The organism is Pediococcus sp. AC40 (genome assembly GCF_030252485.1).
Classification (GTDB): domain Bacteria; phylum Bacillota; class Bacilli; order Lactobacillales; family Lactobacillaceae; genus Pediococcus; species Pediococcus acidilactici.
The window spans coordinates 1,450,849-1,477,126 of record NZ_CP127012.1 but is presented as its reverse complement, the minus strand read 5'-3'; the positions used below and the strand labels follow the sequence as shown (position 1 = coordinate 1,477,126).

Below are 26,278 nucleotides of genomic sequence, written 5' to 3'. Positions count from 1 at the left end.
ATGCAATCATATAAAAACATGAGGAGCTTTTGCGTAGAATTCGACAAAAGATATAGACCAATTTTCTTTAGAAAAACTTAATTTTTAAAGTGACTTGCTGACGGACGCTAATTTGTTTAAGGAAAATTTAACCGCTTCAAGTTGTCCAAAGTTCTTCAAAGTCTGGCAAACTATTGTATAATAGTAGGGAATTCTAAATAAAAGGGGTATTTAAAATGGCACACATTTCATTTGATAGTTCCAACGTGGCTGATTTCGTTCATGAAAATGAACTTGCTGAAATCCAACCAATGGTTACCGCTGCCGACGAATTAGTTCGCAAAGGTACTGGTGCAGGAAGCGACTTCCGGGGCTGGTTAGACTTACCATCTAACTACGATAAGGAAGAATTCGCACGGATTAAGAAAGCTGCTGAAAAGATTCGCGAAGATTCCGAAGTCTTTGTTGCAATCGGAATTGGTGGCTCATATTTGGGAGCCCGTGCCGCAATTGATTTCTTAAACAACACGTTCTACAACATGTTGACTAAGGAACAACGTAACGGTGCACCTCAAGTAATTTTTGCTGGTAACTCAATTAGTTCCACATACCTTGCAGACGTTTTGAACTTGATTGGTGACCGTGACTTCTCGATCAACGTAATTTCTAAGTCGGGTACAACTACCGAACCTGCAATTGCTTTCCGCGTTTTGAAGGAAAAATTGATTGCAAAATACGGTGAAGAAGAAGCTAAGAAACGGATCTACGCTACAACTGACCGTGCAAAAGGTGCTTTGAAGACTGAAGCAGATGCTGAAGGCTACGAAGAATTTGTTGTGCCTGATGACATCGGGGGACGTTTCTCAGTACTTTCTGCAGTTGGTTTACTTCCAATTGCCGTAGCTGGTGGCGACATCGATCAATTAATGAAGGGTGCCGAAGACGCAAGCAAGGAATACACAGATGCTGACGTTAACAAAAACGACGCATACAAGTATGCCGCATTGCGGAACATCCTTTACCGGAAGGGGTACACTACCGAATTGCTTGAAAACTACGAACCAACGTTACAATACTTTGGCGAATGGTGGAAGCAATTAATGGGCGAATCCGAAGGTAAGGACCAAAAGGGCATTTACCCTTCATCAGCGAACTTCTCAACTGATTTACACTCACTTGGACAATACATCCAAGAAGGTCGTCGCGACTTAATGGAAACTGTAATTAACGTTGAAAAGCCAAACCATGACATCGACATTCCTAAGGAAGCAGAAAACCTTGATGGTCTCCGTTACCTAGAAGGTCGGACAATGGACGAAGTTAATAAGAAAGCTTACCAAGGGGTTACCCTTGCACACAACGATGGTGGCGTACCAGTAATGACGCTTAATATCCCTGACCAAACTGCTTACACGCTTGGTTACATGATTTACTTCTTTGAAGCAGCCGTTGCCGTTTCTGGTTACTTGAACGGAATCAACCCATTCAACCAACCAGGTGTTGAAGCATACAAGTCCAACATGTTTGCTTTACTTGGTAAACCAGGTTACGAAGATAAGACTGAAGAATTAAATGCTCGTTTAAAATAATTTTAAACTAGGCTAGTATTTAAAAATCCTGATCGCAATTTAAAAATTGTGGTCAGGATTTTTTATTTACAGTTTTAATTTGCTAAACAGCTGTTGATATCGTAGAAAACGCGGACTCTTAAGCAGAATCTTAGTTAAAATGGTGCCCACTAAGCCGCCAAAAAGGGTCGCAGCGAGGAAACGCGGCGTGTAAATGAACCAATACAAGCCGTTACTACTGCCGGTGAATAAAATCATCACCGGATAGCTTAGCAGGGAGCCAATAATTCCGGTACCGATGATTTCTCCTAGCCAAGCGCCGCCGACCCGGTTAGTCCACCGGTAAAAGAGGGCGGAAAGAACGCCACCAAATACTGCACCAGTTAAGGCGAGCGGGGGAATTCCCAGAATGAGCATCCGAATTATTCCGGTCATTAAAGTGATCGCGAATGCGTAAAAGGGGCCGACCAAACAGCCAATGATTACGTTTAGCACGCTCGACATGGGAGCCATTCCTTCAATCCGAAAAAGCGGGGAAGTAACTACGTCGATGGCGATCAGTAAAGCAGCGATGGCCAGTCGTAAAGTGGTTTTATTTTGCATGGTAATTCCTCCAAAATCAATTTTAGCTAGGGGATGCTACCTAAAAAGCCCAGTTAAAAAGCGGTCTCCCGCAAAGCAGGACACCGCTGGTTACATAAAATCAGTAAAAACACAATTATACGTAGCTTGGCTAATGCACTGCTCCCTGCGCTAATCCTAATTAGATCAGGTTCAATGGGTATAATCTCAGCCGCGTGGCACCCCAGCAATGTTAGTAGTTATTTGTTGATCAAGATACCACGTTTTTTTAACTTTGTAAATGGGGTTAACTTTATAAAAAATCGAATTCGTCAAAAAATAGGTTAAGCGTTTACATTAGGAGTCGTATAATGGTAATGAAGTGTAAAGCGGTTTGATGGACAAAGCTAATTTGGAGGAGGTTAGCGAAATGAAACAACTTGTTGCGATATGGGGATTAACGCACATTAACGCACGGCATTCATCGCATTTTAGATAAATCACTAATAATCACGGCTGCCGCTTACGGTAATTTGGGCGCTTCAAGAGCGTATACTCAGCTACGGAAAATTTTAGGCGCATCAGAACTGAAAGCCCGGATTTTGCCTAGTACTGAATTTTTGTTGGAGAATTCTCCACAAGTATTTGATGAACGTGGTGATTTAATTGATCAAACTAAAAATGTCCAGCAGTTAAACCATGCTCATCAAGCTATGAAACAGAATTAAAGTAATTTGTGCGCCAAAATGGCGATAGCCCTCGAGAGGGGGTGTGATAAAATAAAATTCGGGGTAATTGCCGGATCGATTGGCGAGCAATCATATAAACGAATGTTAGTGGAGCATTTACGGCAATATTTTCAAAAAACGTGACAATTGAAGTGCTAGATCTTCGGCAAGTTCACCTATTTAACGAGGATCAAGACCTAAGCGCCCTTCTCGTTTTACAGGAGTTAAATCAAAAAATAATGTGACCGATGGGATAATTTTCGCCGCTCCAGAACATAATCATGCTATCCCTGCAGCTCTGAAAAAACTTATTAAATGGTTTTCGTTTAAATTACCCGATGGGAAATCAATCCGGGTGACAGTATAGACAAGGGGCTTCCTGCACTCAATTGCATTTGAAACAGATCCTAGAGGCGCTTATACGTCAATGGGATCGTTATATCGGGCAATGAGTTTTTGCTAAGTAGTGCAAAAACAGCTTTCAATGAAGCCGGTGATTTGCGGGATGCAAGAATGGTGGCTTTTCTTGAACAAATTTTGCAAAAGTTTCTTAAATTTGTGCGGGTGATTGAACAACTTGAGTAGCTGTTGCGCTTGGGATCCAGTATTAAAGTTTATTGAGTAGGAGTTTAGATTAAATGAATCAAAATTGGCAAAAGCCTTCCCCAAGATTAAATTGGACGCGATTTTATTCAATGGTAACCATCTTGGTCTTGATAACTAGCGTAGTGGGCTTAGAAATGTTACGGGTTAGCGCACACCAAGAAGTTGCGCAATCACAATCGCCACGCGGCCCAGTAAACAAAAAGGGTTCGGCTAAGCATCAACCCGCGACAAACCCACAAGTTCCAATGAAGAAAGCCGTCAATAAAGCGACCGCTAAGGGATTTGCTGAACAATTACGTCCGTTTTTAGCGAATACAAATGCAAAGGTTGCGGTTGCAGTGTATTCAAAACGAGACCATCAGCTTTATGAGGCGACCAATACCAAGCAGACTACTTTCCCTTCGGCAAGTATTATTAAAACCGACCTTTTAGTAGAACTGTTGCATCAGCGTCACCAAAAAGCCAGCGCTTTAACCACCGGAGAGCAAAACGCGACGATACAGATGATTAAAAATAGTGACAACGATGCGGCCACGAGTATCTACAATGATATCGGCAGCGCGCGAGGTTTAGGGCAATTGTTTAACAACTTAAAAATGACTAACTCGACTGCGTTAGCAAGTGGGTGGGCGCTGACACCCACCACCCCCCGTGACCAAATTAAGGTGTTAAACAAGATTTTTTACGAGAACGGCTATATCTCAAATAAGTCAAAGGCCTATACTAAAAATTTGATGGCTAACGTTGCCGACGACCAAGACTGGGGAATTTCAGCAGGTTCCGAGTATGCTTGGCTAAAGAATGGTTGGAAACAGATGCCTAACGGGCACTGGATTGTTAACAGCATTGGTTACTTAGGCAAGGGCGAGAACAGTTGTACTATTGCAATCATGTCAGAAGATAACCCTTCTTTGGAAAGCGGGGAGGCATTATTAGAAAAGTTAAGTCAACAAGTCGGCGTTCAGCTAAAAATTGCGGGAGCTGAACGGAAGGCTTAGGAAGCGAAAATAAAATCCGTTGGTATTAAGCCTGTAAACTAAATGCCAACGGATTTTTTTGTGGTTAAACAAAAAAGCTGCCACCCTCTGATCTTGAGGATGACAGCTTTTTAAATGATTGGCCATACTGGGTTCGAACCAGTAAATTACGGATTCAGAGTCCGCTGCCTTACCAATTTGGCGAATGGCCAATAAATCACCCGCACGGGGATCGAACCCGTAACTCCGGCTTGAGAGGCCGACGTCTTAACCAATTTGACCAGCGGGCAAATTACTATATTAATTTACACTAAATTTTGCATTTCGTCAATAAACTAAGCGAAAAATGGTTAATTAATTGCTAAAATTTCCACCTGATATTGCTCATCGGGGGCGTTAACCGTCACCACGTCATGAAGGTGGTGGTGTAGTAGGGCAGCGCCTAGCGGAGATTGATAAGAAACTTTTTGCTGAGCCACGTCGGCTTCATGTTTACCCACAATTTCGTAAGTGACGGTGAAGTCGTCATCCAAAAATCGGAGAGTGACGTTGCTGCCGAGGTCAATTTTAGTACGATCCGTGTTTTCCACAATCTTGGAGTAGTTAATCTGCCGTTCCAGATAGCGTAGGCGGCCTTCCATTCGGCGTAAATCCCGTTTGGCTGCACTATATTCCGCATTTTCGGATAAATCACCCAGTGCGCGGGCGTCCGCTAACGCCTTAATCAAGCCGGGGCGGGTCTTTTTTAGATCAGCAATCTCTTGTTGAATCTTTTGATATCCGGTTTTAGTCATCGGTACGAATTGGGGTTGCATATGCTCAGGTCCTTTACATTGGTGAAGATTCAAAAGTTAGTTCAATCATGTATTCATGTTGGTCAACAATATGCGAAGTGGTGACCCAAACTGAATCAAGTCCGTGATCAAGTGCTTCAGTTTTAGCAAGGAACCGTCCCAATAATGCCCCGTTTTTGGCCACAAAGTCGTCAGCAAAGCGGTCCACTAGCAAACTATTATCCGGGAAATAAACCTCCGGATTAGCGACGGGGGTGCTATCTGGGAAAGTCATGTTTAAAACGTTTCGGTAGCCTAGCGGATTGATCCGTGCCATTTCAGGTTTATTGTCGATCCGGTATAAAACATTGTACAAAGAATCAGAATTGGTGGCCATGGTAAGTTCCTTTCTGTAACGGTTATTTTTTGGCTTAAAGTTGTTGCAATTCGTGTATACCAGTGTATAATAGCTGTTTATGACAAGTTGTCATTTTTGGGAGGTGCAACATGCCAAAACAAACTTTCTTTAATTTAAAGGATGAAAAGCAGCGCCGAATTATCGCGGCGGCGCGAAGTGAATTTAGTCACCACCCTTTATATGAAAGCTCCATCAACAATATCATTAAAGAAGCTAAAATTCCCCGGGGGAGTTTTTACCAATATTTTGAGGATATTGCTGATTTATATGGCTATTATTTTAGTTTGATTTTGGAAGATATTCAAGCGAGACTCATTGACGAGGTTCGCCAAAATCACGGAGACATTTTTGCTGCGGTGCGAAAGTACGCGGGCGTTTTTTTGGAAGAGATCCTTGCGGGCGAGCACCGCGATTTCTACCGGAATTTCTTTTTGGGAGCTAACGCTTCGATTCGCGCCCGTGAAAATCATCACCCGGGCACCGGATTTAACGTCTTCCACTCCAAACGGATGCGGGAATTGCGTTCCCAATTGCGGGAGGTAGTCGACTGGGATCAATTAAAAGTTACCAGTCAAAAAGACCAAGCCATGATTCAACAGTTGATCATGATGATTTTCTTTCATGCATTTGCTAGTTATTTTATCCACGCTGATGAAACGGATGAAGAACCTGCTACGGTGCAAAAAGAAATTGAACATAACTTGGATTGGCTAGAATATGGCGTAAGAAGAACGGAGGAAAAGTAGTTTATGTGGAAAATATTGAAAAAACGGTTAAGCTGGGGAGCTGTTTTAATCGGCACCGTCTTTTTAGTCGTTCAAATTGTTGGCGATTTAATTTTACCAAACATCACCTCGGACATTATCAATAACGGGGTTGCTAAGAACAATATCGACTACATTTGGAACTCAGGATTTAAAATGTTAGGCGTTTCCTTGATTGGGTTAATTGGTGCCGCGGTGAACGTGTATTTTGCCGCAACCCAAGCACAAAAGGTTGGCAATAAGTTGCGGAGTTCTTTATTTAAAAAGATTTCCTTCATGTCTAACTATGAATTCGAACGGTTTGGGGAAGCTTCATTAATTACCCGGACCACTAACGACGTTATTCAAATTCAAAACGTAGTGGTAATGATTTTGCGAATGATGCTGATGTCCCCAATTATGTTAGTGGGTGCCGGCTTCATGGCTTACCAGAAACAATCAGAACTCACGGGCGTCTTTCTCGTTGCGTTACCGGTGCTGGCAATTTTTGTGGGCTTGGTAATGTACTTCGCGGTTCCGCTCTTTAAAGGATTACAGAAGAAGATTGACCGGATTAACTTGGTTTTCCGGGAAGGCTTAACCGGTGTGCGGGTAATCCGGGCGTTTAACCAAGACCAATTTGAACAAGACCGGTTTGCCGACGCTAACCATGATTACATGCGCACCGGAATTAAGGTATTTACCATCGTCTCGTTCATGTTCCCAATCATGACGTTAATCATGAGCGGAACTAACATTGGAATCGTTTGGTACGGGGCGCATTTAATTGCCGATCGGACGATGGAAGTTGGTAACCTAGTGGCCTTCATGACGTACGCAACTCAAATTTTAATGAGTTTTATGATGCTTTCGATGGTTTTCGTAATGATTCCGCGGGCTTCTGCTTCAGCAGCCCGGATCAACGAAGTTTTGGAAACCCAAAACAGCGTTAACGACCAAGCAAAGACAACGGATTTACCAGCCCAACCAGCAACTACGCTAGCTTATAAGAATGTAGAATTCCGCTATCCTGGCGCAGAACGACTTTCGATTGATAACGCCAATTTCCAAGCTAAAGCAGGTGATACCGTGGCAATCATTGGGGGAACTGGTTCAGGAAAGACAACCTTGATTAGTTTACTACCACGGTTGTTTGACGTGACGGCAGGAAAGGTGGAACTGGACGGAGTTGATATCCGCCAGCTCAGCCAGCACGTATTGCACGATCAAATTGCCTTTGCACAACAAAAGGCCGTGCTCTTCAAGGGAACGATTCGTGAAAACATGCGTTACGGTAACCCTAAGGCAACCGATGAGGAAATTTGGCACGCCTTGGAAGTGGCCCAAGCAACCGAATTTATTAGTCGGGACGGCGATGGATTGGATACCTTTGTAGAACAAAACGGGGATAATTTCTCTGGTGGGCAAAAGCAACGCTTGTCGATTGCCCGCACGTTGGTTAAAAAGGCCCAAGTTTACGTGTTTGATGATTCATTTTCAGCACTCGATTTTAAAACCGACGCTAACTTACGGAAGGCGTTACGCGAAGATCCAGAAATCAAAAAGGGGATTGTGATTATCGTGGCCCAACGGATTGCAACGGTTGCGGATGCTGACTTAATCCTCGTCTTGGACGGCGGAAAGGTTGTTGGCCAAGGAACGCATGCTGAATTGAAGGCTAACAACGAAACCTATAGAGAAATTATCGATTCCCAAATCAAGAAAGGAGACCAAGCAAATGGCTAAACCAACAAAACCAGTAAATGCACCTCGTCCTGGACGACATGGCGGCCCCGGTGGGGTAATTGAAAAACCGCAGAACTTTTGGAAATCAGCGGTTCGGTTAGCAAAGTATTTATCTCCTTGGATGTTTGGCTTCATCATCGTGTTGATCCTCGCAGCACTTTCGACCCTTCTGCAAATTCGGGCACCGAAAGTTTTAGGAGAAGCAACTACCGAAATTTTTAAAGGCGTGATGAAGGGCGCTATGAAAATGAAGATGGGGATGCCCGTTCATCATTTTCCGGTTAATTTTGATAAAGTCTTCCAAATCTTGGTTACGGTAGGAATTCTTTACGGACTCTCCGCAGCCTTCAGCTTTATTCAACAAGTGGTAATGACCCGGGTTTCGCAAAAGGCAGTTGCCCAATTGCGGAGCGATTTTAAAGACAAGATGCAAAAATTACCGATTTCGTACTATGATACCCATTCAAACGGGGACATCATGAGTCGAATGACTAACGATATGGATAATATCAGTTCCACGTTGCAACAAAGTTTGACCCAGTTGGTCACGAGTGCTTTGCAATTCGTCGGTGTTTTGTACATGATGTTGACGATTAGTTGGAAATTGACTTTAGTAGCCGTGGCTACCGTTCCATTAAGTTTGATTGTGGTAACGATCGTTGCTCCTAAGTCACAACGTTACTTCAAGTCCCAACAAAAGCATCTAGGATTGATGAACGACCAGGTTGAAGAAACTTATGCCGGACACACGGTAATTAAAACTTACAACCACGAGCAAAAAGCCATTGAAGATTTTGAAAAAGAAAACGTTAAGTATTATCGGTCAGCTTGGAAAGCCCAATTTATCAGTGGGCTGATCATGCCGTTAATGAACTTTGTTAAGAACTTGGGTTACTTGATGGTTGCCGTATTAGGTGGTGTTCAGGTAGCTCACGGAAGGTTATCATTAGGTAACGTACAAGCATTTCTGCAATACACACAACAATTTTCTCAACCGATTACGCAAGTCGCCAACATTGCCAACACCTTGCAAATGACCATGGCGTCTGCAGAACGGGTCTTTGAAGTACTGGATCAACCTGAAATGGAAGAAACCCATACGGACGTTGCTAAGGTTGATACGAGTGCTAAGGTAATTATTGATGACGTTGATTTCCGTTACGTGCCGGACAAACCGTTGATCCGTAACTTTAACTTGCGGGTTGAACCGGGCGAAATGGTTGCAATTGTTGGACCAACTGGGGCTGGAAAAACCACCATCATTAACCTGTTAGAACGTTTTTACGACGTTAACTCCGGGACCATTTATTTAGATGGAGAAGATACTCGTAACATGTCCCGCAATGAACTACGGAAACACATTGCCATGGTATTGCAAGATACCTGGCTATTTACCGGAACCATTCGGGAAAATATTAAGTATGGTCGGGAAGGGGCTACTGACGAAGAAATGTACGCGGCAGCCAAAGCAGCCCACGCGGACGGCTTCATCCGCCAATTACCAGACGGCTATGACACGGTCTTAAATGAGGCGGCATCTAACATTTCGCAAGGGCAGCGACAATTACTAACGATTGCCCGCGCGTTCTTAGCAGACCCTGACATCTTAATTTTGGATGAAGCAACTAGTTCGGTAGATACCCGGACGGAAGTGCTGATTCAAAAAGCAATGAACCGGTTGTTGAAGAACCGGACTAGTTTTGTGGTTGCGCACCGACTCTCGACCATCCGAAATGCCCAAAATATTGTGGTCATGAACCATGGACAGATTGTAGAAACTGGTAACCATGACGGCTTAATGGCCCAAAATGGCTTCTACGCTGATTTATATAATTCACAGTTTGCCAGTGGTGAAGTGATTTAATTTACCGGGCTAAAAAATTAAAACGGGAACGAAGCTTAGTATAATCAGCATCGATGTGTGTGGATGATATCTTGACTTCGTTAACGTTAATTGACTATAGAGAGTGGGACAAAAGCCGGGGAGTTTGCGAGCATTAACTGGAAATTGACCATTATGCCTGAATTTGGCATAATGGTCAATTTTTTGTTAAGCGGCACAAACTGGCTTTTGACACACGTTTCGGCTCTATTAAAGTCAAAATACTAAAACACCTTTTTGTTTTCCCGAACGTTTTTGTTATGGAAAGTAGGATATAATTCAAGTGGAAATTTAGTTTGGAAAAAAGCGGGGGATAAAATGAGCTTTGAAAAAACGCGGGCGTTAATTGCCGAAATGCTTGAGCGACAAATCATTCCTGGAGTGGACTATACGCTAATTCAGCACGGAAAAGTTAAGTATACGGTAACGCAAGGAACTGAAACGGGGGCTCCAGGTGCGCGAAAGTTAACTGAAGGTCGTTATTTTGATTTAGCGTCACTGACCAAGGTGATGGGGACAGTGCCACTGATTTTGCGGTTAGCGGCGGAAAAACAATTGGAACTTGATGAATCGGTAAGTACATACTTACCAGAAATTAAGGACACCCGGGTTACCATCCGGCACTTATTAACGCACACGTCGGGAGTCACCGCGTGGATTGACCACCGGGATGACTTGTCCGCCAGTCAACTGCGCGAAGCTATATACGCCCAAGTTAGTTTTGGGACGAAGTTCAACCAAGAAATTGAATATAACGATTATAACTACCTTTTACTGGGCTTCATTGCGGAAAAAATAACCCATCTGCCAGTTCAAAAGGCAATCCAGCAATTAGTTTTAATGCCGTGGCAGCTCACCCAGAGCACGTTCAACCCGGATTCGTTCCAAACAGTGCCGACGGGAATTCGGAATGGCGTCTTATTACGCGGACAAGTTCATGACCCAAAAGCCGCCTCCCTGGGAGCACATGCCGCCTCGGCAGGGTTGTTTGCGACCAAGGCTGACGTAGTTAAATTCACCCAAAAAATGCTAGCGCCCCAAAACGAACTGTTCGGGTTTAACCAGCAGCAGGATTTTTTAAATAACCAAACTGCTAATCCAGCGTTACAACGCTCATGGGGCTGGGCGTTTGTTTGCCGCAATGCTGACCAAGCGGTGTTGCGGCATAGCGGATTTACCGGGACGTTTATCTTATGGGACCGAATGACCCAAAATGCGTTAGTGCTGTTGTCCAACCGGCTTTATCCAGAACCTAACTTAGAATTTTTGGATTATCGCCAACAAATTTATCAAACTTTTGCGGCAGAAGATAAATTAAAGTAAGGGCTTAAAGATAAAAAGGGGTTATGGTATTCTTATTATTGAGTGAATGAAAGGGGTTTTATAAACTATGAGCGAACCATTATTTTTGAACCCGGTTTTCCATGAGAAAATTTGGGGCGGCGACCATTTGAAGACTAAGTTTGGTTATGATATTCCTAGTGACCATACCGGAGAATGTTGGGCAATTTCTGCCCATCCACACGGACCTGCCGCAATTGCGAACGGTGAATTTAAGGGGATGACCCTCGATCAATTATGGGACCAGCATCGCGAGCAGTTTGGCAATGCCAAGGGCGAGGTTTTTCCTTTATTGACTAAAATTTTAGATGCTAACCAAGACTTGTCCGTGCAGGTCCATCCGGACGATGCTTACGCTGCCGAACACGAACATGAATTGGGCAAGACTGAATGTTGGTACATTATTTCAGCTGAGCCAGGGGCTGAATTATACTACGGACATAATGCGCAAACTCGCGAAGAACTTGCCGACTGGATTAACCATGGTAAATGGGATGAATTATTCCGCAAAGTTCCGGTTAAGGCGGGCGAATTTTACTACGTACCTAGCGGAACCATTCATGCGTTGGGTAAGGGCATTATGGTACTAGAAACCCAACAAAGCAGTGACACCACTTACCGGTTGTACGATTTTGACCGGGTGGATAAGACGACTGGTAAGAAACGCGAGCTACACTTACAACAGTCCATCGACGTTACTAACGTGCCTCATCACGATCCCCAATTAAACATTACCAATGAACAAGTTGGGGATGCTCAAGTAACCACCTTTGTGCAACCGCCAGTATCGAAGTATTTCTCGGTTAAACGGGTGGAACTACATGATGGTAGCGCAGAATTCAACCGGGAAGGTTTGTACACCTTAGTTTCGGTGTTAGACGGTGAAGGAACGCTCACGGTGGATGGTCAAGACTATCCAATTAAGAAGGGGCAACACTTCATTTTACCGAACCCAGTTAAGCAGTGGCGTTATCAAGGTAGCTTAGAATTAATCGTTAGCGAGCCTGGCGAAGAATAGTAAAAATAGTTATTGAACTATAAATAAAAAGAGTAGGAAAGGTAATCACGCGGTTACTCTTCCTACTCTTTTTAATATTTGATGTTAAAAGGTTGGTTCGATTTTTAATGCTTCCTGGGCGCTTAAATCAGCATCAGGGTAACGCCGGTGTAACGCTGTCAGGAGAATTCGCTTGGCGAGGTTTCCGTTTCTAGTAAGAATCGGACCGTGGAAATACGAACCGTAAACATTTTTGTAGATAACGCCTTCCGATTCGTCTTCACCGTTATTTCCGTTTCCGGTGACCACTTTCCCTAGGGGACGTTCGTCCTTACCTAGATAAGTTTTACCGTTGTGGTTTTCAAAACCATGGTAAGTTTCGCCAGTTTCCTGGTTTTTAATTACGATATCGCCAATGAACCGGTTATCGTCTTGACTCAATGTGTAGTGATCTAAGGCACCAATCCCGCTAATTTTTTCACCGTTTGCACCTACGTAATAGTGACCAAGGAGTTGGTAGCCTCCACAGATTGCTAGAAGGGGACCGCCATCTTCAATATAGCTGGTCAGCTCCGCTTTTTTATTTTGTAAGTCCCGGGAAACGATGGTTTGTTCGTAATCTTGACCGCCACCGAAGAAAACGATGTCCCAATCCTTAGCGACAAACTGGTCGTCAAGGCTAACGATTTGGGTGTCTAACTTAGTGTCCATCATTTTAGCGTAGTAGTTAAGGGCTAATAAGTTGCCGTTATCCCCGTAGGTATTAAGCAAATCACCATATAAATGGGCGACCTTTAATTCGTATTTCATAATTAAACCCCCTCCTTAATATAGCCATCACTAATTAGTTGCTTACGTAGTTGTAACATGGCCGTGTAGGTTGCAAAAACGTAAACCCGGGTAGTAGGGAGCCGTTTAATATTTGCAATCGCGTCGGGCAAGTTATCGTAAGTCCAAAGTTGGTCATCAGTGACGCCAGCCACCTTCAAACGGAAGGTAATGTCTTTGTACCGCTCGCCACCGGTGATGTATTGTTGAATGTTCATTTGTGCTAATTTTTCGAAATTACCGTCCCAAATCCAGCTTGTATCAATTCCGTCGGCGTAGTTGGCATTTAAAAGACCCACGAAGGAGAACGGCTCGGTTTCGGTACCCACCATGTCGATGACCTGGTTTAAACCTACCGGGTTCTTCACCAGCACAATGGTTAGTTCCTTACCATCCACGTTAATTTGCTCTTGGCGGCCAAAGACCCGTTCGTCAGGATCGTTAAGCGCCTTTTGAATTTGCGAAGTGGGTACGCCCATGAACTTACCCACGGAGTAAGCCGCAAGGGCGTTGTAGACGTTGTACAACCCACCGATGTGCAGGGTAAAGTTGGACGCGTCGATGAAAAACTTAGAATAGTTAGGTGTCAACTTAGTAATCTGCGTTAGTTGGAAATTAAGTTCTGGCCGGTGCCAACCGCAGTGAGGGCAGTAGTACTTACCTTGGTTGCTATAGCTAATGAATTTATAGTGAATAATGTGTTCACAACGCGGACAAACTACGCCGTCCGTATTTGGGTCGGCCTTCATTTCGCCATCCGCTTGGTTATTAAAACCGTAATATAAAATCGGGTTTGGTAAATCCACCGAATTAAAGATTGGCATGTCGCCGTTAGCAATGATGGTGGCTTCTGGAGCTAACTTGACCCCGTCTAAGATTTTTTGGTAAGTGGTGTAAATTTCGCCGTACCGGTCCATTTGATCCCGGAAAATGTTGGTAAATACAAAGGCAATCGGTTTAATATACTGGGTGACCTTAATTACGTTAGCCTCGTCAACTTCTAAAACGGCAATGTTTTTCCCGTTTTTAGAACGGTGGTCGGTCAAAAAAGTGGTGACGATCCCTTGCTCCATATTAGAACCCGTGGGGTTGGTTAAAACGTGCTCGTATTTTTGACGTAAAACCTTTACCGTAAGTGCGGTTGTTAAGGTCTTCCCGTTAGTTCCCGTGATGACGATTACGTCATAGTTTTGGCCCAGATCTTTTAAAATTGTAGGGTCAATTTTGGTAGTGATTTTACCAGGGAGTGAACTACCTCCGGAACGAAATGTATGCAAAAACCAATACGATGATTTTCCCGCCATTTTGGCAATTGAACTTCTAAATGACATGCTACTCCTCCCGATTCTTCTCAAACATCTAAAACAATATTTTAAGCTGATTTTGGCAAAAAGAAAAGCAAAGAGTAGCGGGCTGTGTAAAATCTTAACTATTTTAGGCCGGCATTCAGCCAAGCGGAGCGGTTATTAAATCTTGAAAGCCGGATTGTTAAGGTAGTAATAGGAAGATTTTGAATATTTCGGACCGGAAAAAGGCGTTTAAACGTTGCGTTACCCCTGTTTGAGGAAAAAACTACATTTTATTTTTGAGCGGATGAATTTTTAGTTTATATCAGCTATACTTATTTCTTGGAGAATAAAATTAGGAGTGGGGCAAAATGGCACAGTTATTTTTCCATTATGGAGCCATGAATAGTGGCAAATCGATTGAGATTTTAAAGGTTGCTCATAATTACGAAGAGCAGGACAAACAGGTTGTTTTAATGACTAGTGGCATTGACACCCGTTCTGGAGTTGGCGAAATTTCCAGCCGAATTGGGTTACGCCGGGATGCATTTCCAATTTTTGACGATACCGATATTTACGCGGGAATCAAACAGGCGGAAACGAATCCGGCGTGCGTGCTGATTGATGAAGCCCAGTTTTTAAAGAAGCATCACGTACTAGAATTGGCCAAGGTGGTTGATGAACTAGGGATTCCCGTGATGACTTTTGGCTTAAAAAACGACTTCCGCAACGAACTTTTTGAAGGTTCGAAGTACCTTTTGTTATACGCGGATAAGATTGTCGAAATGAAGACCATTTGCTGGTTCTGCAAACATAAAGCGCTAATGAACTTACGGGTGCATAATGGTAAACCAGTTTACGAAGGCGAACAGGTCCAAATCGGCGGAAATGAATCTTACTATCCGGTTTGCCGGCGTCACTACTTTAACCCACTAATTGAAGAAATGAGGAATTAATTAATGGATATTATGGATAAAGTGCAAGCAGTTGCGGATCGCTACGATGAATTAAGCGAATTGTTGGCGGATCCGGAAGTGTTGGCTGATTCACAACGTTATCAAGAATTATCAAAAGAAGAAGGCGAAATCCGTGAAACGGTAGAAAAATACCGGGAATACCGCAAAGTGGTTGATTCAATTGCAGAAAACGAAGAACTACAACGCGAAAAGCTTGATCCAGAAATGGATAGTTTGGTAAAAGCGGAGCTAGCGGACTTACGCGACCAAAAGGAAAAGCTTGAAGAAGAAATTAAAGTATTAATGTTGCCTAAGGACCCTAACGACGATAAAAACATCATTATGGAAATTCACGGGGCGGCTGGCGGAGATGAAGCCAGTTTGTTTGCGGCTGATTTATACAATATGTACACTCGCTATGCCGAATCACAAGGCTGGAAAGTACAAATTGTCGACGAAAACGCCACGGATGTAGGTGGTTTCAAGGAAATCGTTTTGATGATCTCAGGTGACAAAGTTTACTCTAAATTGAAGTACGAAAACGGCGCTCACCGAGTTCAACGGGTGCCGGTAACGGAATCCGCTGGACGGGTGCACACTTCTACCGCCACGGTGGGGGTAATGCCCGAAGCTGAAGACGTGGATATCGAGATTGATCCTAAGGACATTCGTACCGACGTATACCGTTCTTCAGGTGCTGGTGGACAGCATATTAATAAGACTTCTTCTGCGGTGCGGATGACCCACTTGCCAACCGGAATTGTGGTTGCGATGCAAGATGAACGTTCTCAGCAACAAAACCGGGAAAAGGCTATGCGAATTTTGAAGGCCCGGGTTTACGACTATTACCAATCCCAAGAAGAAGATGCTTATAATGAAGAACGGAAGAACGCCGTCGGAACGGGGGACCGTTCGGAACGGATCCGGACTTACAACTTCCCGCAAAACCGGGTTACCGACCACCGCATTGGTTTGACGTTGAACAAGTTGGACCGGGTGATGAATGGGGAGCTTAATGAAATTATTGAAGCGTTAATCCTAGACGATCAAGCTAAGAAAATGGAAGCTTTACGAAATGAATAATCCAACATATTTTGAAGCTCTGAAATGGGCTTCTTTGCTTATTCAGGAACATCATGGCGATGAAAATGCTCCCGAACTGATTATGATGGACCGGATGGAATGGAATCGGACGGAATTACTTGTACACTATCGCCAGCAATTACGTCTTGACCAGTGGCAACAGTTTCAAAAAGACGTTCAACGAGCGGTTAAAGGGGAACCCGTCCAGTACATTACTAACAAGGCCAATTTTTATGGGCGTGAATTTTACGTGGATTCTCGGGTGCTAATCCCGCGGGTGGAGACTGAAGAATTAGTTGAACACATTTTAAATGCGCACCCTCAATTAAACCAACCGCTCCGGGTTTTAGACATTGGAACAGGAAGCGGCAACATTGCCATCACTTTAAAACTTGAACGTCCAGATTGGCAAGTTACCGCCGTAGACATTGCTAGTGAGGCATTAGCGGTCGCCCAGCAAAATGCTCACCAGCAAGAAGCGGTGGTTGATTTTCGGCAAGGTTCCTTATTTGACGCGGTTAAAGGGGAACGTTTTGACATCATTGTTAGCAATCCGCCGTACATTGCCGAAAATGAGCGGGACGTAATGGACCAATCCGTGATAGAATACGAACCAGATAAGGCACTTTTTGCACCGGACGATGGTTTGTTTTGGTATAAACAAATTGGTAGACAGCTGGCTAATCATTTAACGAATGCTGGCCAGTTATGGTGTGAATTTGGTTATCATCAAGGAGCAAAGTTAAAACAATATTTTAGTGAATTACCTGGAGTTAAGGACGTGGACGTGCTCCAAGACTTAAGTGGCCATGACCGGATACTTTGGGTAAGGGGAGGATCGGTGATTTAGAATGAGTGAAATATTTCAAAGTGAAAATTTAGCTGACGCAGCCGCGGCAATTCAGCGCGGGGAATTGGTGGCATTTCCAACCGAAACCGTATACGGCTTAGGAGCGGATGCTACTAACCCAGATGCGGTAAAGAAAGTTTATCAAGCAAAGGGCCGGCCATCAGATAACCCGTTGATTGTTCACGTTACGGGTCCAGCACAGGTAGCCGAATTTGCCGAAATCGACGCCCAAAGTAAGCAGTTGATGGATACTTTTTGGCCAGGACCGCTCACCATTATTTTGCCGATCAAACCGCACGTATTGGATCCAGTAGTAACTGGAGGCTTGACGACCGCTGCGTTTCGTAACCCAGATACCCCGTTAACCCTTAAGTTAATCGAGCAGGCGGGTGTGCCGTTAGTGGGGCCTTCTGCAAATACTTCGGGAAAGCCGAGTCCAACTAAGCCAGCGCACGTTATGCACGATTTAGATGGCAAAATTGCGGGCGTTTTAGATGGTGGCGAAACTAAAATCGGGGTTGAGTCGACGGTATTGGATATGTCCGGTGCAGTACCAAGCGTTTTACGGCCAGGTGCCGTTACTCCTGAAGATTTAACCCCAATCTTAGGAGAAGTGCAAACTGATCACCATAAAGTTGGTAAGGACGAAGTGCCGAAAGCTCCAGGAATGAAGTATAAGCACTACGCTCCGAACGCCCAGGTGTACATCGTCAAGGACGCTCAGTGGTCAAAAGTGGCGGATTGGGTAGCCCAACATGCACAACAACCCGTTGGGGTATTAGCAACGTCGGCCATTTTTGATAGTACCAAGTTGATTGATTTTGATAACGTTGATTTTATTTCGTTAGGAGAAGATGCGCGAACCGCAAGTCACCACCTCTTTGACGGATTGCGTACCTTTGATGGAAATCCGCAGATTAAGGTGATTTTTGCGCAAGCGTTTGACCCTACTGGGATTGGGGCAGCTTATATGAACCGGTTGCAGAAATCTGCGGGGAATACTTACTTCGACGAAATTAACTAGGAGGGATTGCCAATGAACTACCAAGAACAGGATCCGCAATTGTGGACAGCGATTGATCGGGAAGCCGATCGCCAACAACATAATATTGAATTGATTGCTTCAGAAAACATTGTTTCGGCAGCGGTCCGGGCTGCGCAAGGCAGCGTTTTAACTAATAAGTATGCGGAAGGTTACCCAGGACGCCGTTATTATGGTGGTTGCGAGTACATTGACCAAGTAGAACAATTAGCCATTGATCGGGCTAAAGAACTGTTTGGCGCGGAATATGTCAACGTGCAGCCCCACTCCGGTTCCCAAGCTAACGCAGCCGCGTACGCTGCATTTATCAAACCCGGGGATAAAATCCTTGGAATGGATCTGAACGCGGGCGGTCACTTAACCCACGGTGCCAAGGTTAGTTTCAGCGGTACATTCTATGAATCGGTGACTTACGGAATTGATCCGCAGACCGAACGGTTAGATTATGAACAAATCCGGCAGATTGCCTTGAAGGAACGGCCACAAATGATCGTGGCGGGGGCTTCGGCATATAGTCGGATTATCGATTGGCAAAAGTTCCGAGAAATTGCTGACGAAGTGGGCGCCTTCTTAATGGTGGACATGGCGCATATTGCGGGACTAGTGGCTGTCGGATTGCATCCGTCACCAGTGGGGATTGCTGACGTAGTCACTACTACTACCCACAAAACGCTTCGGGGACCTCGAGGCGGGATGATTTTGTCGCAAGCAAAATACGCAAAACAAATTAACTTCGCAGTCTTTCCTCAAAACCAGGGTGGTCCGTTAGAACACGTGATTGCTGCTAAAGCAGTTGCGTTAGGGGAAGCTTTATGCCCCGAGTTTAAGAGTTATCAAGCTCAGGTGATCAAAAATGCGCAAGCAATGGCGGAAGTTTTTGAAAACGAACCAGATTTGCACGTAGTTACCGGTGGGACTGATAATCACTTAATGACGGTTGATTTGACCCAAACCGGACATAACGGGAAGGAAATTCAAGACTTATTAGATACCGTTTATATCACGCTAAATAAAGAGGCAATCCCTGACGAAAAGTTAAGCCCATTTAAAACTTCGGGAATTCGGATTGGGACCCCCGCCGTTACTACCCGGGGTTTTAACGAAGCAGACAGTCGTAAGGTCGCGGAGCTGATCATTCGCGCAATTCACCACGTTGACGAACCAGAAGTACTCGCCCAAATTAAACAAGAAGTGTTTGATTTAACGGATCAATATCCACTATCTTAAATTAAACCTAGTTTTTTTACGGTTTTTTAGCTACAATTGATAAGGAATTTGAAAGGAGCGAGTTTAGACATGGGGAAGTTTGAAGTTCTCGACCACCCGTTGATTCAACATAAGTTGACGTTAATTAGAGACAAGAATTGCAGTACAAAGGAGTTTCGTGAAATAGTTAACGAAATTTCAACATTGATGGCTTATGAAGTTTCACGGGATATGCCGTTAGAAGATGTTGAAATCGAAACACCAATCGGAAAATCTATTCAAAAACAAATCTCGGGTAAAAAAGTGGCCATCGTGCCAATTTTACGTGCGGGATTAGGAATGGTAGACGGGATGGCTGAATTGCTACCCGTTGCTCGGATTGGTCATATCGGGATGTATCGCGATGAAGAGACCTTAAAGCCAACCGAATACTTTGTTAAGTTGCCAAGCGACATTAGCGAACGCCAAGTATTCGTAGTTGACCCAATGCTTGCCACCGGTGGTTCAGCAATCATGGCGGTGGATGCGTTGAAAAAACGTGGCGCAAGGGACATTCGTTTTTGCAGTCTAGTAGCCGCTCCTGAAGGGGTAAAAGCTTTAGAAGAAGCTCATCCAGATATTGATATTTATACAGCTGCATTAGATGAAAAACTAAATGAAGATGGTTACATCGTTCCTGGACTAGGTGACGCCGGTGACCGCTTGTTTGGTACTAAATAAATAGGTGCGTTGGATTTTATAACCAACGGTTAAGCTGCTGTGACAAAAGTCTTTAAACAAAAAACGATTCATGAGGTGAAACTTCCTCATGAATCGTTTTTATTTTGGCGTTTTGACTTCAATAGAGCCAAAACGTGGGACAAAAGTCAGTTTGTTCCGCTTAACCAAAAATTGACCATCATGCCAAAATCAGGCATCATGGTCAATTTTCAGTTAATGCGCGCAAACTACCCGACTTTTGTCCCACTCTCTTTTTTGTTTTCTGCGCGGTTTGGTAAGTGAAAAGATTTGTCAATTGAGAAAAAATAGTTTTATTATGGGGTTAATAGAATGCGCTTACAAATCAGGAGGAACGTATGGCTTACATCGAAGTACAACATGAATTTAAAATTTATCAAATGGGGGACAATCAAATTGTCGCGAACCGGGACGTGAATTTTACGATTGAGCAAGGGCAGATTGCCGTGATTTTAGGACCGAGCGGGGCGGGAAAATCCACGGTTTTAAATATGCTCGGGGGCATGGACAGCCCGACGAAGGGGAGCATCAACGTTGCCGGGACGGACATTGCGCAATTTAACGACCGCCAGTTAACGAAGTATCGGCGTAACGACGTTGGGTTTATTTTTCAATTTTACAATCTAATTCCGAATCTAACGACTACCGAAAACGTAGAATTAGCTACCGCACTGGTCAATGATGGGTTAGATCCGGTAACCGTCCTAAGAGACGTTGGGCTGGTAGAACGTTTGGATAATTTTCCTGCCCAGTTATCTGGCGGTGAGCAGCAACGGCTGGCAATCGCCCGAGCTTTAGCGAAGAATCCGAAGCTATTACTATGTGACGAACCGACTGGTGCATTGGATTATCAAACGGGTAAACAAATTTTACAACTGCTCCACGATGCTAGCCGAAAATTTAAAAAGACGGTCATCATTATCACCCATAATTCAGCAATTGCGAAAATGGCGGATCGAGTAATTCAAATTAATGATGCCCAGGTCCGGAGCATCGTAGATAATCCTCAGCCTGCTCCGGTCGAAGAAATTGAGTGGTAGGTGGCTGAGATGATAAAACTATTGTTACGCACGATTAAGAATTCTTTGGGGCGCTTCATTGCAATTAGTTTGATCATTATGCTGGGGACGCTGATTTTTGTGGGGGTAAAGGCGACCGGCCCGGCACTCAACGATTCGCTGCAAGCAACCGTGGTAAAGCATCATCTAAGTGATTTAGAGATTTTGTCTAGCCAAGGCTTCACCGAAACCGAACTTAAAGCAGTTCGGCAGGTTCCGGGAGCGCAGGTTGAAGGGGTTTTATTGCAAAACGTGCTTGGCGGCAAGAATCGGGACGCAATCGCCTTGTATGGTTATCAAAAAAATAATCTCCAAAATCAGTTGATTCTGAAACAAGGTCGGCTTCCCCGCAATCAGCACGAAATTGTTTTAGACCAGCAGGCCCGGCTACGTGGGGGTTACAAAATTGGGGACTACTTTAATTTAGAGAAAAATCCCCAGCTGAAATATCAAAAATACCGAATCGTGGGCTTTGCGGATTCTCCCCAATATGTTGACCATTCGACTAGGGGAGCGAGTAATTTAGGTACTGGGAAAGTAACCTACTTTGCTTATGTATCCCACTTAGCTTTCCGCTCGTCCGTGTACTCCGGGATGCAAGTATATTTTCCGGAGCTGCAAAACCAAAAAATGTTTTCTAACAAGTATGAGCGGGCGGTAAAACGAAAAACTGCTCAAGTACGCCGCCAATTAACGCCGGCAGTTAAAAAACGCCGGCAAAGTTTGACAAAAAATGCACTAACACAAATTGAACAAGGAAAACAAAGGCTGGCACAGAGCCGGCAAAAGCTGGTAGCTGCCCAACAAGTGCTTAAACAGCAAGGTTTAACCGACGCGTCTGCAATGCGCACCTTACAACGTCAAAAAGCAAAGTTGCAGCAACAACGTCGGCAGCTTGATCAGCAAGCGCAGCGGATTAAAAAAGCGCTGCAACCGTCATTACTTTACCAAACCCGCCAAGACCTGCCAGGTTTTACGGGCTACGGAGAAAGTTCGCAACGGATTGCAGCAATTGCCAACGTTTTCCCGTTATTTTTCTTCCTATTAGCGGGCTTAATCACCTTCACAACCGTAACGCGAATGGTGGAGGAACAGCGCGGACAAATGGGGACGCTTAAGGCTTTGGGCTATGGGAAAGGTGCAATTGTTTTCCAATACGTTGCCTACGCAGGTTTAGCCGGAATTAGCGGTGCAGCTGTGGGAGCAGTGCTAGGGAACCAGTTGATTCCCCGGATCGTGTTAGCAATGTACCAGGAGTATGTGGTAGAAATCGTTAAAATTCCTGTGGATTGGCGCGCAATTGCTTTAGCGGCACTCCTGACGCTATTAGTAACTATTGGGGCGGCAACCTTAGTTTCGCTTCGAGAGGTGCGTACCTCCCCAGCAGCGTTACTCCGGCCCCGAGCTCCCCGTGCGGCGCATAAAATCCTTTTAGAACGGGTGCCCGGGTTATGGCGGCGGCTACGGTTCTTCCAAAAAATTAGCTACCGTAATTTATCACGCGCTAAGCTACGAGGATTAATGACCATTTTAGGAATTGCTGGCGGCACGGCCTTAATTTTGACCGGATTTGGAATTGCGAGCTCAATCAAAGAGGCTGGAAATCAGCAGTTTCAACACGTTCTTCGGTATGACGCAGTAGTACGAGCTCGGCAACCGAAAGATTTAACGAGTGTCCAAAATTCTTTAGAACGGAGCGCGGCTACTCGAGCAACGCTACCAGTTTATACCGCGGTAGTACAAGTTAATCAACGACAAAAGACCGTTCGGGACGTTACGTTGACCGTGCCAAAGAATCCAGGGCAATTTGACCAGTTTGTCCGGTTACGTGATTATCAGAGCAATCATTCCATTGGTTTACCAACTAGGGGAGTGGTGGTTTCACCTAAGGTAGCCCGAATTTTGCACGTACAGGTTGGCGACCAAATTAAAATGCGGGTGCCTAATCAAAAAACGGTCCGGGTTCGAATCACTAAGGTAGTGACAAATTACGCCGGTAACGTTATCTATGCATCACCAAGCGCCTATCAACGTGCGTTTAGCCACGCACCAAATTTTGCGAGCGTCTTAGTTAAGACTGATCACCAGCCTTCAGCGCGGCTTACAAAACGGTGGATGTCGGATAACGACAAAATTTTAGGCATTAGTTTAATGGCTGACCAAGCAGAAATGATCCAAAAAATGACCAAGCAGTTAGGACCGATTGTAATGATTTTTATTGGACTTTCAGCCATCCTGTCGTTTGTAGTACTTTACAATTTAAACAATATCAATATTGCGGAGCGATTATACGAACTTTCTACTATTAAAGTTTTAGGGTTTTATAATCGAGAGGTGACGCTTTACGTAGCTCGGGAAAGTATTATTCTAGCGATAATTGGTATTTTAGCTGGTTTTGGCTTGGGCAACCTTTTAACTGGTTACGTGATCAGACAAGCCGAAACTAATAACGTAATTTTTCCGCTAACTATCAAACCATTCGCTTATTTGGTGGCGGTTTTGTTAATGGTCATCTTTAACCTAGTCGTAGTTTATATTACCCACCGAAAACTCCAAAAAATCGACATGGTAGCGGCATTGAAGTCCAACGATTAGGGTGAGAATTTGACAAGAATTCAACGATAAAAAAGTGTGTTTAAAAATTGAAGCGGTACCATATAAAAAAAGTCGTAGATATCGGTAATCATTGCTTTGTCTTTTGTCAAAATTGGTGGTATCATTTCAATTGTATTTTCGGACGGAAAATACTGTCTTTTGTTCAAGTTTTTGACTTAATTTTTATCATTTTTGGATGGTAAATTTAGGTACACTTAGGTAGAAAAGAGGTGATATTCTGTGGGTGGTGAATCAATTTCAACTTTTCAGTTTCTTGGTCTAACATTTAGTACGGCAAACGTCATTTCGGGATTGGTTGCGGCCATAATTGTATTTGCAGTTGTGTTTGCATTTTCTCGAAATTTAAAACTAAAGCCGACTGGTAAACAAAATGCCTTAGAGTGGGTAATTGATTTTACAAATGGAATTTTGCGGAGCTCAGTTGACGAAACGGAAACCCGTAACTTCGGCTTGTATGCATTTACATTGTTCTTATTCATTTTTGTTGCCAATCAGCTTGGGCTGTTTCTACAAATTGCGTGGAACGATGTTACGTATCTAAGAAGCCCGACAGCTGATCCGATTGTCACTTTAACATTATCGTTGATCACAATGATGATAGCGCACTATTCTGGTGTGGCAAAATTTGGCTTCAAATCGTACTTCGAAAGAACGTACTTGTCGCCATTTAAAGTTTGGTTACCGATTGGTGTTTTTACAGAATTCATTGATTTCTTGACCCTTGGGTTACGTATCTTCGGTGTTATTTTCGCTGGTGAAATGTTACTTAAGATGATCGGGGGAATTGCGTTCTCTGGTGGCATCTTAAATATGGTAATCGCCATTCCACTTGCCTTGATTTGGCAAGGATTTTCCGTATTCTTAGGTAGTATTCAAGCGTTCGTATTCGTTACGTTGACAACCGTTTATATTTCTCATAAGGTCGAAGACGAATAATATTATATTTTTAGGTAGGAGGAACAACTATTATGGGTGCTATTGCAGCTGGAATCGCTATGTTTGGAGCCGCTATTGGTGGTGGTATCGGTGACGGAATCGTTATCGCAAAAATGCTTGAAGGTATGGCTCGTCAACCTGAATTATCAGGTCAATTAAGAACAACCATGTTCATTGGTGTTGGTTTGGTTGAAGCTATGCCAATCTTAGCCTTCGTTATTTCACTTCTTGTAATGAACAAGTAAGCGTGATAAATTAAGCAATTTATCGAAAGAAGGAGGTGTCAATAGATGTTTTCGCACATGATATTAGGAGCGGCACAAGGTAGTACTTTGTACGTTGGCGATATGTTGTTTTATGCGATCCTTTTTGTGGTCTTAATGGCATTAATTGCTAAGTTTGCTTGGGGTCCGGTCAATGCAATGTTAAAAGAACGTGCGGATCGGATTTCTAATGATATCGAATCAGCTGAACAAGCTAAAAAGGAAGCCCAAAAACTTGCTGAACAACGCAAGGAAGCCTTAGACAACTCTCACGCCGAAGCAACCACCATTATTAACAATGCTAAGAATAGTGGTGCTAAGGAACGTGAACTAATTGTCGGCAATGCTCAAGCAGAAGCGAAGTCATTGAAGGACAAAGCTAAACAAGATATTGAACAAGAACGTGCTGACGCACTCAAGAGTGCACAAGACGATATTGCGTCATTATCTATTGAGATTGCTTCCAAAGTTATCAAAAAAGAACTTGATGAAAATAGTCAAAAAGAATTGATTGATTCGTACATTGAAGGTTTAGGTGAGAGTAAATGAGTTTAGATAAAACTACAATTGCTAAGCGCTACTCCAAAGCTTTGTTTGACGTGGTCGCTGAACAAAACCAAATTGATCAAGTTCGAGATGAATTAAAGCAAATTCAACAGATCTTTGATGATAATGAAGGATTAGGCAAAATGTTGACCGATAAGGGTTTGAAGGATGATCAAAAACGTTCAATTATGGCGCTTTTGACCAAGGATGCTTCAAAGTACGTTGGCAACTTAATTAAAATGGCTTTTGATTACGGTCGAATGGATGATTTGACCGCAATCATCGCTGAGTTTAACCGCTTATGCGATGCTGATGCTTCAGTCGTTCGTGCTAAAGTTATTTCCGCCATTCCATTAAGTGATGAACAACTTCAAAAAATGGCTGAAAACTTTGCTAAACGTTTGAAAGTTAGCAAGGTTATTTTGGATAGTGAAGTCGATAATTCGATTATCGGCGGTGCAATCATTAAAACAGATGGTTTGATCTACGACGGTAGTATTCAAACCCAAATTAATCAAATTAGACAGCGCCTCGTTGGTTAGCTCGAAATT

Annotated in this window: 26 protein-coding genes, 2 tRNA genes and 1 riboswitch; of the genes, 21 read left to right on the top strand and 7 right to left on the bottom strand. The window is 43.7% G+C overall.

All coding sequences use genetic code 11. From position 1 onward, the window contains the following. The first annotated feature begins 215 nt into the window (after nt 1–215). On the top strand, nt 216–1,568 hold the full coding sequence (locus NL111_RS07275) for a glucose-6-phosphate isomerase (protein ID WP_002832169.1): 1,353 nt from the start codon (nt 216–218) through the stop codon (nt 1,566–1,568). A gap of 66 nt (nt 1,569–1,634) precedes the next feature. Here the strand turns inward: NL111_RS07275 and thiW are convergent, their stop codons facing one another. Next, nucleotides 1,635–2,150, bottom strand: coding sequence for an energy coupling factor transporter S component ThiW (gene thiW / locus NL111_RS07270; protein WP_002832168.1), 516 nt, complete (start codon nt 2,148–2,150; stop codon nt 1,635–1,637). A gap of 125 nt (nt 2,151–2,275) precedes the next feature. Further along, a riboswitch (TPP riboswitch) is annotated at nt 2,276–2,365 on the bottom strand. A gap of 276 nt (nt 2,366–2,641) precedes the next feature. Here thiW and NL111_RS07265 point away from each other — a divergent pair. From NL111_RS07265 to NL111_RS07255, 3 genes are all read left to right on the top strand, one after another. Next, complete coding sequence (locus NL111_RS07265; RefSeq protein WP_285110100.1) at nt 2,642–2,836, top strand: hypothetical protein; 195 nt, start codon at nt 2,642–2,644, stop codon at nt 2,834–2,836. Nucleotides 2,837–3,077: 241 nt separating this feature from the next. Then, nucleotides 3,078–3,203, top strand: coding sequence for an NADPH-dependent FMN reductase (locus NL111_RS07260; protein ID WP_285110099.1), 126 nt, complete (start codon nt 3,078–3,080; stop codon nt 3,201–3,203). A 271-nt stretch (nt 3,204–3,474) separates the two neighbouring features. Next, on the top strand, nt 3,475–4,440 hold the full coding sequence (locus NL111_RS07255) for a serine hydrolase (RefSeq protein ID WP_285110098.1): 966 nt from the start codon (nt 3,475–3,477) through the stop codon (nt 4,438–4,440). A 118-nt stretch (nt 4,441–4,558) separates the two neighbouring features. Here NL111_RS07255 and NL111_RS07250 read toward each other — a convergent pair. The 4 genes from NL111_RS07250 to NL111_RS07235 all read right to left on the bottom strand — a co-directional run bounded on the left by NL111_RS07250 (nt 4,559) and on the right by NL111_RS07235 (nt 5,589). Beyond that, a tRNA-Gln gene (locus NL111_RS07250) sits at nt 4,559–4,631 on the bottom strand. Between the two features lie 5 nt (nt 4,632–4,636). Further along, nucleotides 4,637–4,709 (bottom strand) — tRNA-Glu (locus NL111_RS07245). 60 nt (nt 4,710–4,769) lie between these two features. Next, nucleotides 4,770–5,234 (bottom strand): transcription elongation factor GreA, encoded by a 465-nt coding sequence (gene greA, locus NL111_RS07240; protein ID WP_002832165.1) that lies wholly within the window; start codon nt 5,232–5,234, stop codon nt 4,770–4,772. 13 nt (nt 5,235–5,247) lie between these two features. Continuing rightward, nucleotides 5,248–5,589 carry a hypothetical protein gene (locus tag NL111_RS07235; protein WP_002832164.1) on the bottom strand — a complete coding sequence of 114 codons (342 nt, stop codon included), beginning with the start codon at nt 5,587–5,589 and terminating at the stop codon, nt 5,248–5,250. Nucleotides 5,590–5,699: 110 nt separating this feature from the next. Here NL111_RS07235 and NL111_RS07230 point away from each other — a divergent pair, with 110 nt between their 5' ends. The 5 genes from NL111_RS07230 to manA all read left to right on the top strand — a co-directional run bounded on the left by NL111_RS07230 (nt 5,700) and on the right by manA (nt 12,340). Continuing rightward, nucleotides 5,700–6,356, top strand: a complete 657-nt coding sequence (locus tag NL111_RS07230) for a TetR/AcrR family transcriptional regulator (protein ID WP_285110097.1) — start codon at nt 5,700–5,702, stop codon at nt 6,354–6,356. A 3-nt stretch (nt 6,357–6,359) separates the two neighbouring features. Beyond that, nucleotides 6,360–8,099, top strand: coding sequence for an ABC transporter ATP-binding protein (locus NL111_RS07225; RefSeq protein ID WP_002832161.1), 1,740 nt, complete (start codon nt 6,360–6,362; stop codon nt 8,097–8,099). Further along, nucleotides 8,092–9,963 (top strand): ABC transporter ATP-binding protein, encoded by a 1,872-nt coding sequence (locus NL111_RS07220; protein ID WP_005917739.1) that lies wholly within the window; start codon nt 8,092–8,094, stop codon nt 9,961–9,963. The genes NL111_RS07225 and NL111_RS07220 overlap by 8 nt, the downstream gene beginning before the upstream one ends. Nucleotides 9,964–10,299: 336 nt before the next feature. Then, entirely contained in the window at nt 10,300–11,304 is a 1,005-nt protein-coding gene (locus NL111_RS07215) for a serine hydrolase domain-containing protein (protein WP_285110095.1), read from the top strand. Between the two features lie 67 nt (nt 11,305–11,371). Then, nucleotides 11,372–12,340 carry a mannose-6-phosphate isomerase, class I gene (manA, locus tag NL111_RS07210; protein WP_285110094.1) on the top strand — a complete coding sequence of 323 codons (969 nt, stop codon included), beginning with the start codon at nt 11,372–11,374 and terminating at the stop codon, nt 12,338–12,340. An 84-nt stretch (nt 12,341–12,424) separates the two neighbouring features. On the opposite strand, the gene NL111_RS07205 is transcribed toward manA, so the two are convergent. Then, nucleotides 12,425–13,129: a type 1 glutamine amidotransferase gene (locus tag NL111_RS07205; RefSeq protein WP_053906399.1), complete on the bottom strand. Its 705-nt coding sequence runs from the start codon at nt 13,127–13,129 to the stop codon at nt 12,425–12,427. A 2-nt stretch (nt 13,130–13,131) separates the two neighbouring features. After that, nucleotides 13,132–14,478: a Mur ligase family protein gene (locus tag NL111_RS07200; protein WP_004165460.1), complete on the bottom strand. Its 1,347-nt coding sequence runs from the start codon at nt 14,476–14,478 to the stop codon at nt 13,132–13,134. Between the two features lie 326 nt (nt 14,479–14,804). On the opposite strand from NL111_RS07200, the gene NL111_RS07195 reads away from it, so the two are divergent. From NL111_RS07195 to atpH, 12 genes are all read left to right on the top strand, one after another. Then, a complete protein-coding gene (locus NL111_RS07195) occupies nt 14,805–15,389 on the top strand; it encodes a thymidine kinase (protein ID WP_058120908.1) in 585 nt (194 codons plus the stop codon). Between the two features lie 3 nt (nt 15,390–15,392). Continuing rightward, nucleotides 15,393–16,472: a peptide chain release factor 1 gene (gene prfA / locus NL111_RS07190; RefSeq protein ID WP_002832153.1), complete on the top strand. Its 1,080-nt coding sequence runs from the start codon at nt 15,393–15,395 to the stop codon at nt 16,470–16,472. Next, entirely contained in the window at nt 16,465–17,322 is an 858-nt protein-coding gene (gene prmC / locus NL111_RS07185) for a peptide chain release factor N(5)-glutamine methyltransferase (protein WP_005917724.1), read from the top strand. The genes prfA and prmC overlap by 8 nt, the downstream gene beginning before the upstream one ends. Nucleotide 17,323: 1 nt before the next feature. Continuing rightward, complete coding sequence (locus tag NL111_RS07180; protein ID WP_285110093.1) at nt 17,324–18,346, top strand: L-threonylcarbamoyladenylate synthase; 1,023 nt, start codon at nt 17,324–17,326, stop codon at nt 18,344–18,346. A gap of 12 nt (nt 18,347–18,358) precedes the next feature. Next, on the top strand, nt 18,359–19,591 hold the full coding sequence (gene glyA, locus NL111_RS07175) for a serine hydroxymethyltransferase (protein ID WP_285110092.1): 1,233 nt from the start codon (nt 18,359–18,361) through the stop codon (nt 19,589–19,591). 69 nt (nt 19,592–19,660) lie between these two features. Then, on the top strand, nt 19,661–20,290 hold the full coding sequence (gene upp, locus NL111_RS07170; protein WP_002832148.1) for a uracil phosphoribosyltransferase: 630 nt from the start codon (nt 19,661–19,663) through the stop codon (nt 20,288–20,290). Nucleotides 20,291–20,646: 356 nt separating this feature from the next. Beyond that, a complete protein-coding gene (locus tag NL111_RS07165; protein WP_004165456.1) occupies nt 20,647–21,348 on the top strand; it encodes an ABC transporter ATP-binding protein in 702 nt (233 codons plus the stop codon). Between the two features lie 9 nt (nt 21,349–21,357). Beyond that, nucleotides 21,358–23,961, top strand: a complete 2,604-nt coding sequence (locus NL111_RS07160; protein WP_285110090.1) for an ABC transporter permease — start codon at nt 21,358–21,360, stop codon at nt 23,959–23,961. Between the two features lie 240 nt (nt 23,962–24,201). Further along, entirely contained in the window at nt 24,202–24,918 is a 717-nt protein-coding gene (gene atpB / locus NL111_RS07155; RefSeq protein WP_002832144.1) for a F0F1 ATP synthase subunit A, read from the top strand. Between the two features lie 32 nt (nt 24,919–24,950). Further along, on the top strand, nt 24,951–25,163 hold the full coding sequence (gene atpE, locus NL111_RS07150) for a F0F1 ATP synthase subunit C (RefSeq protein WP_002832143.1): 213 nt from the start codon (nt 24,951–24,953) through the stop codon (nt 25,161–25,163). Nucleotides 25,164–25,208: 45 nt separating this feature from the next. Further along, on the top strand, nt 25,209–25,730 hold the full coding sequence (gene atpF, locus NL111_RS07145) for a F0F1 ATP synthase subunit B (RefSeq protein ID WP_002832142.1): 522 nt from the start codon (nt 25,209–25,211) through the stop codon (nt 25,728–25,730). After that, entirely contained in the window at nt 25,727–26,269 is a 543-nt protein-coding gene (gene atpH / locus NL111_RS07140; RefSeq protein ID WP_002832141.1) for an ATP synthase F1 subunit delta, read from the top strand. Before atpF ends, atpH begins: the two co-directional genes overlap by 4 nt. The last annotated feature ends 9 nt before the right edge of the window (nt 26,270–26,278 follow it).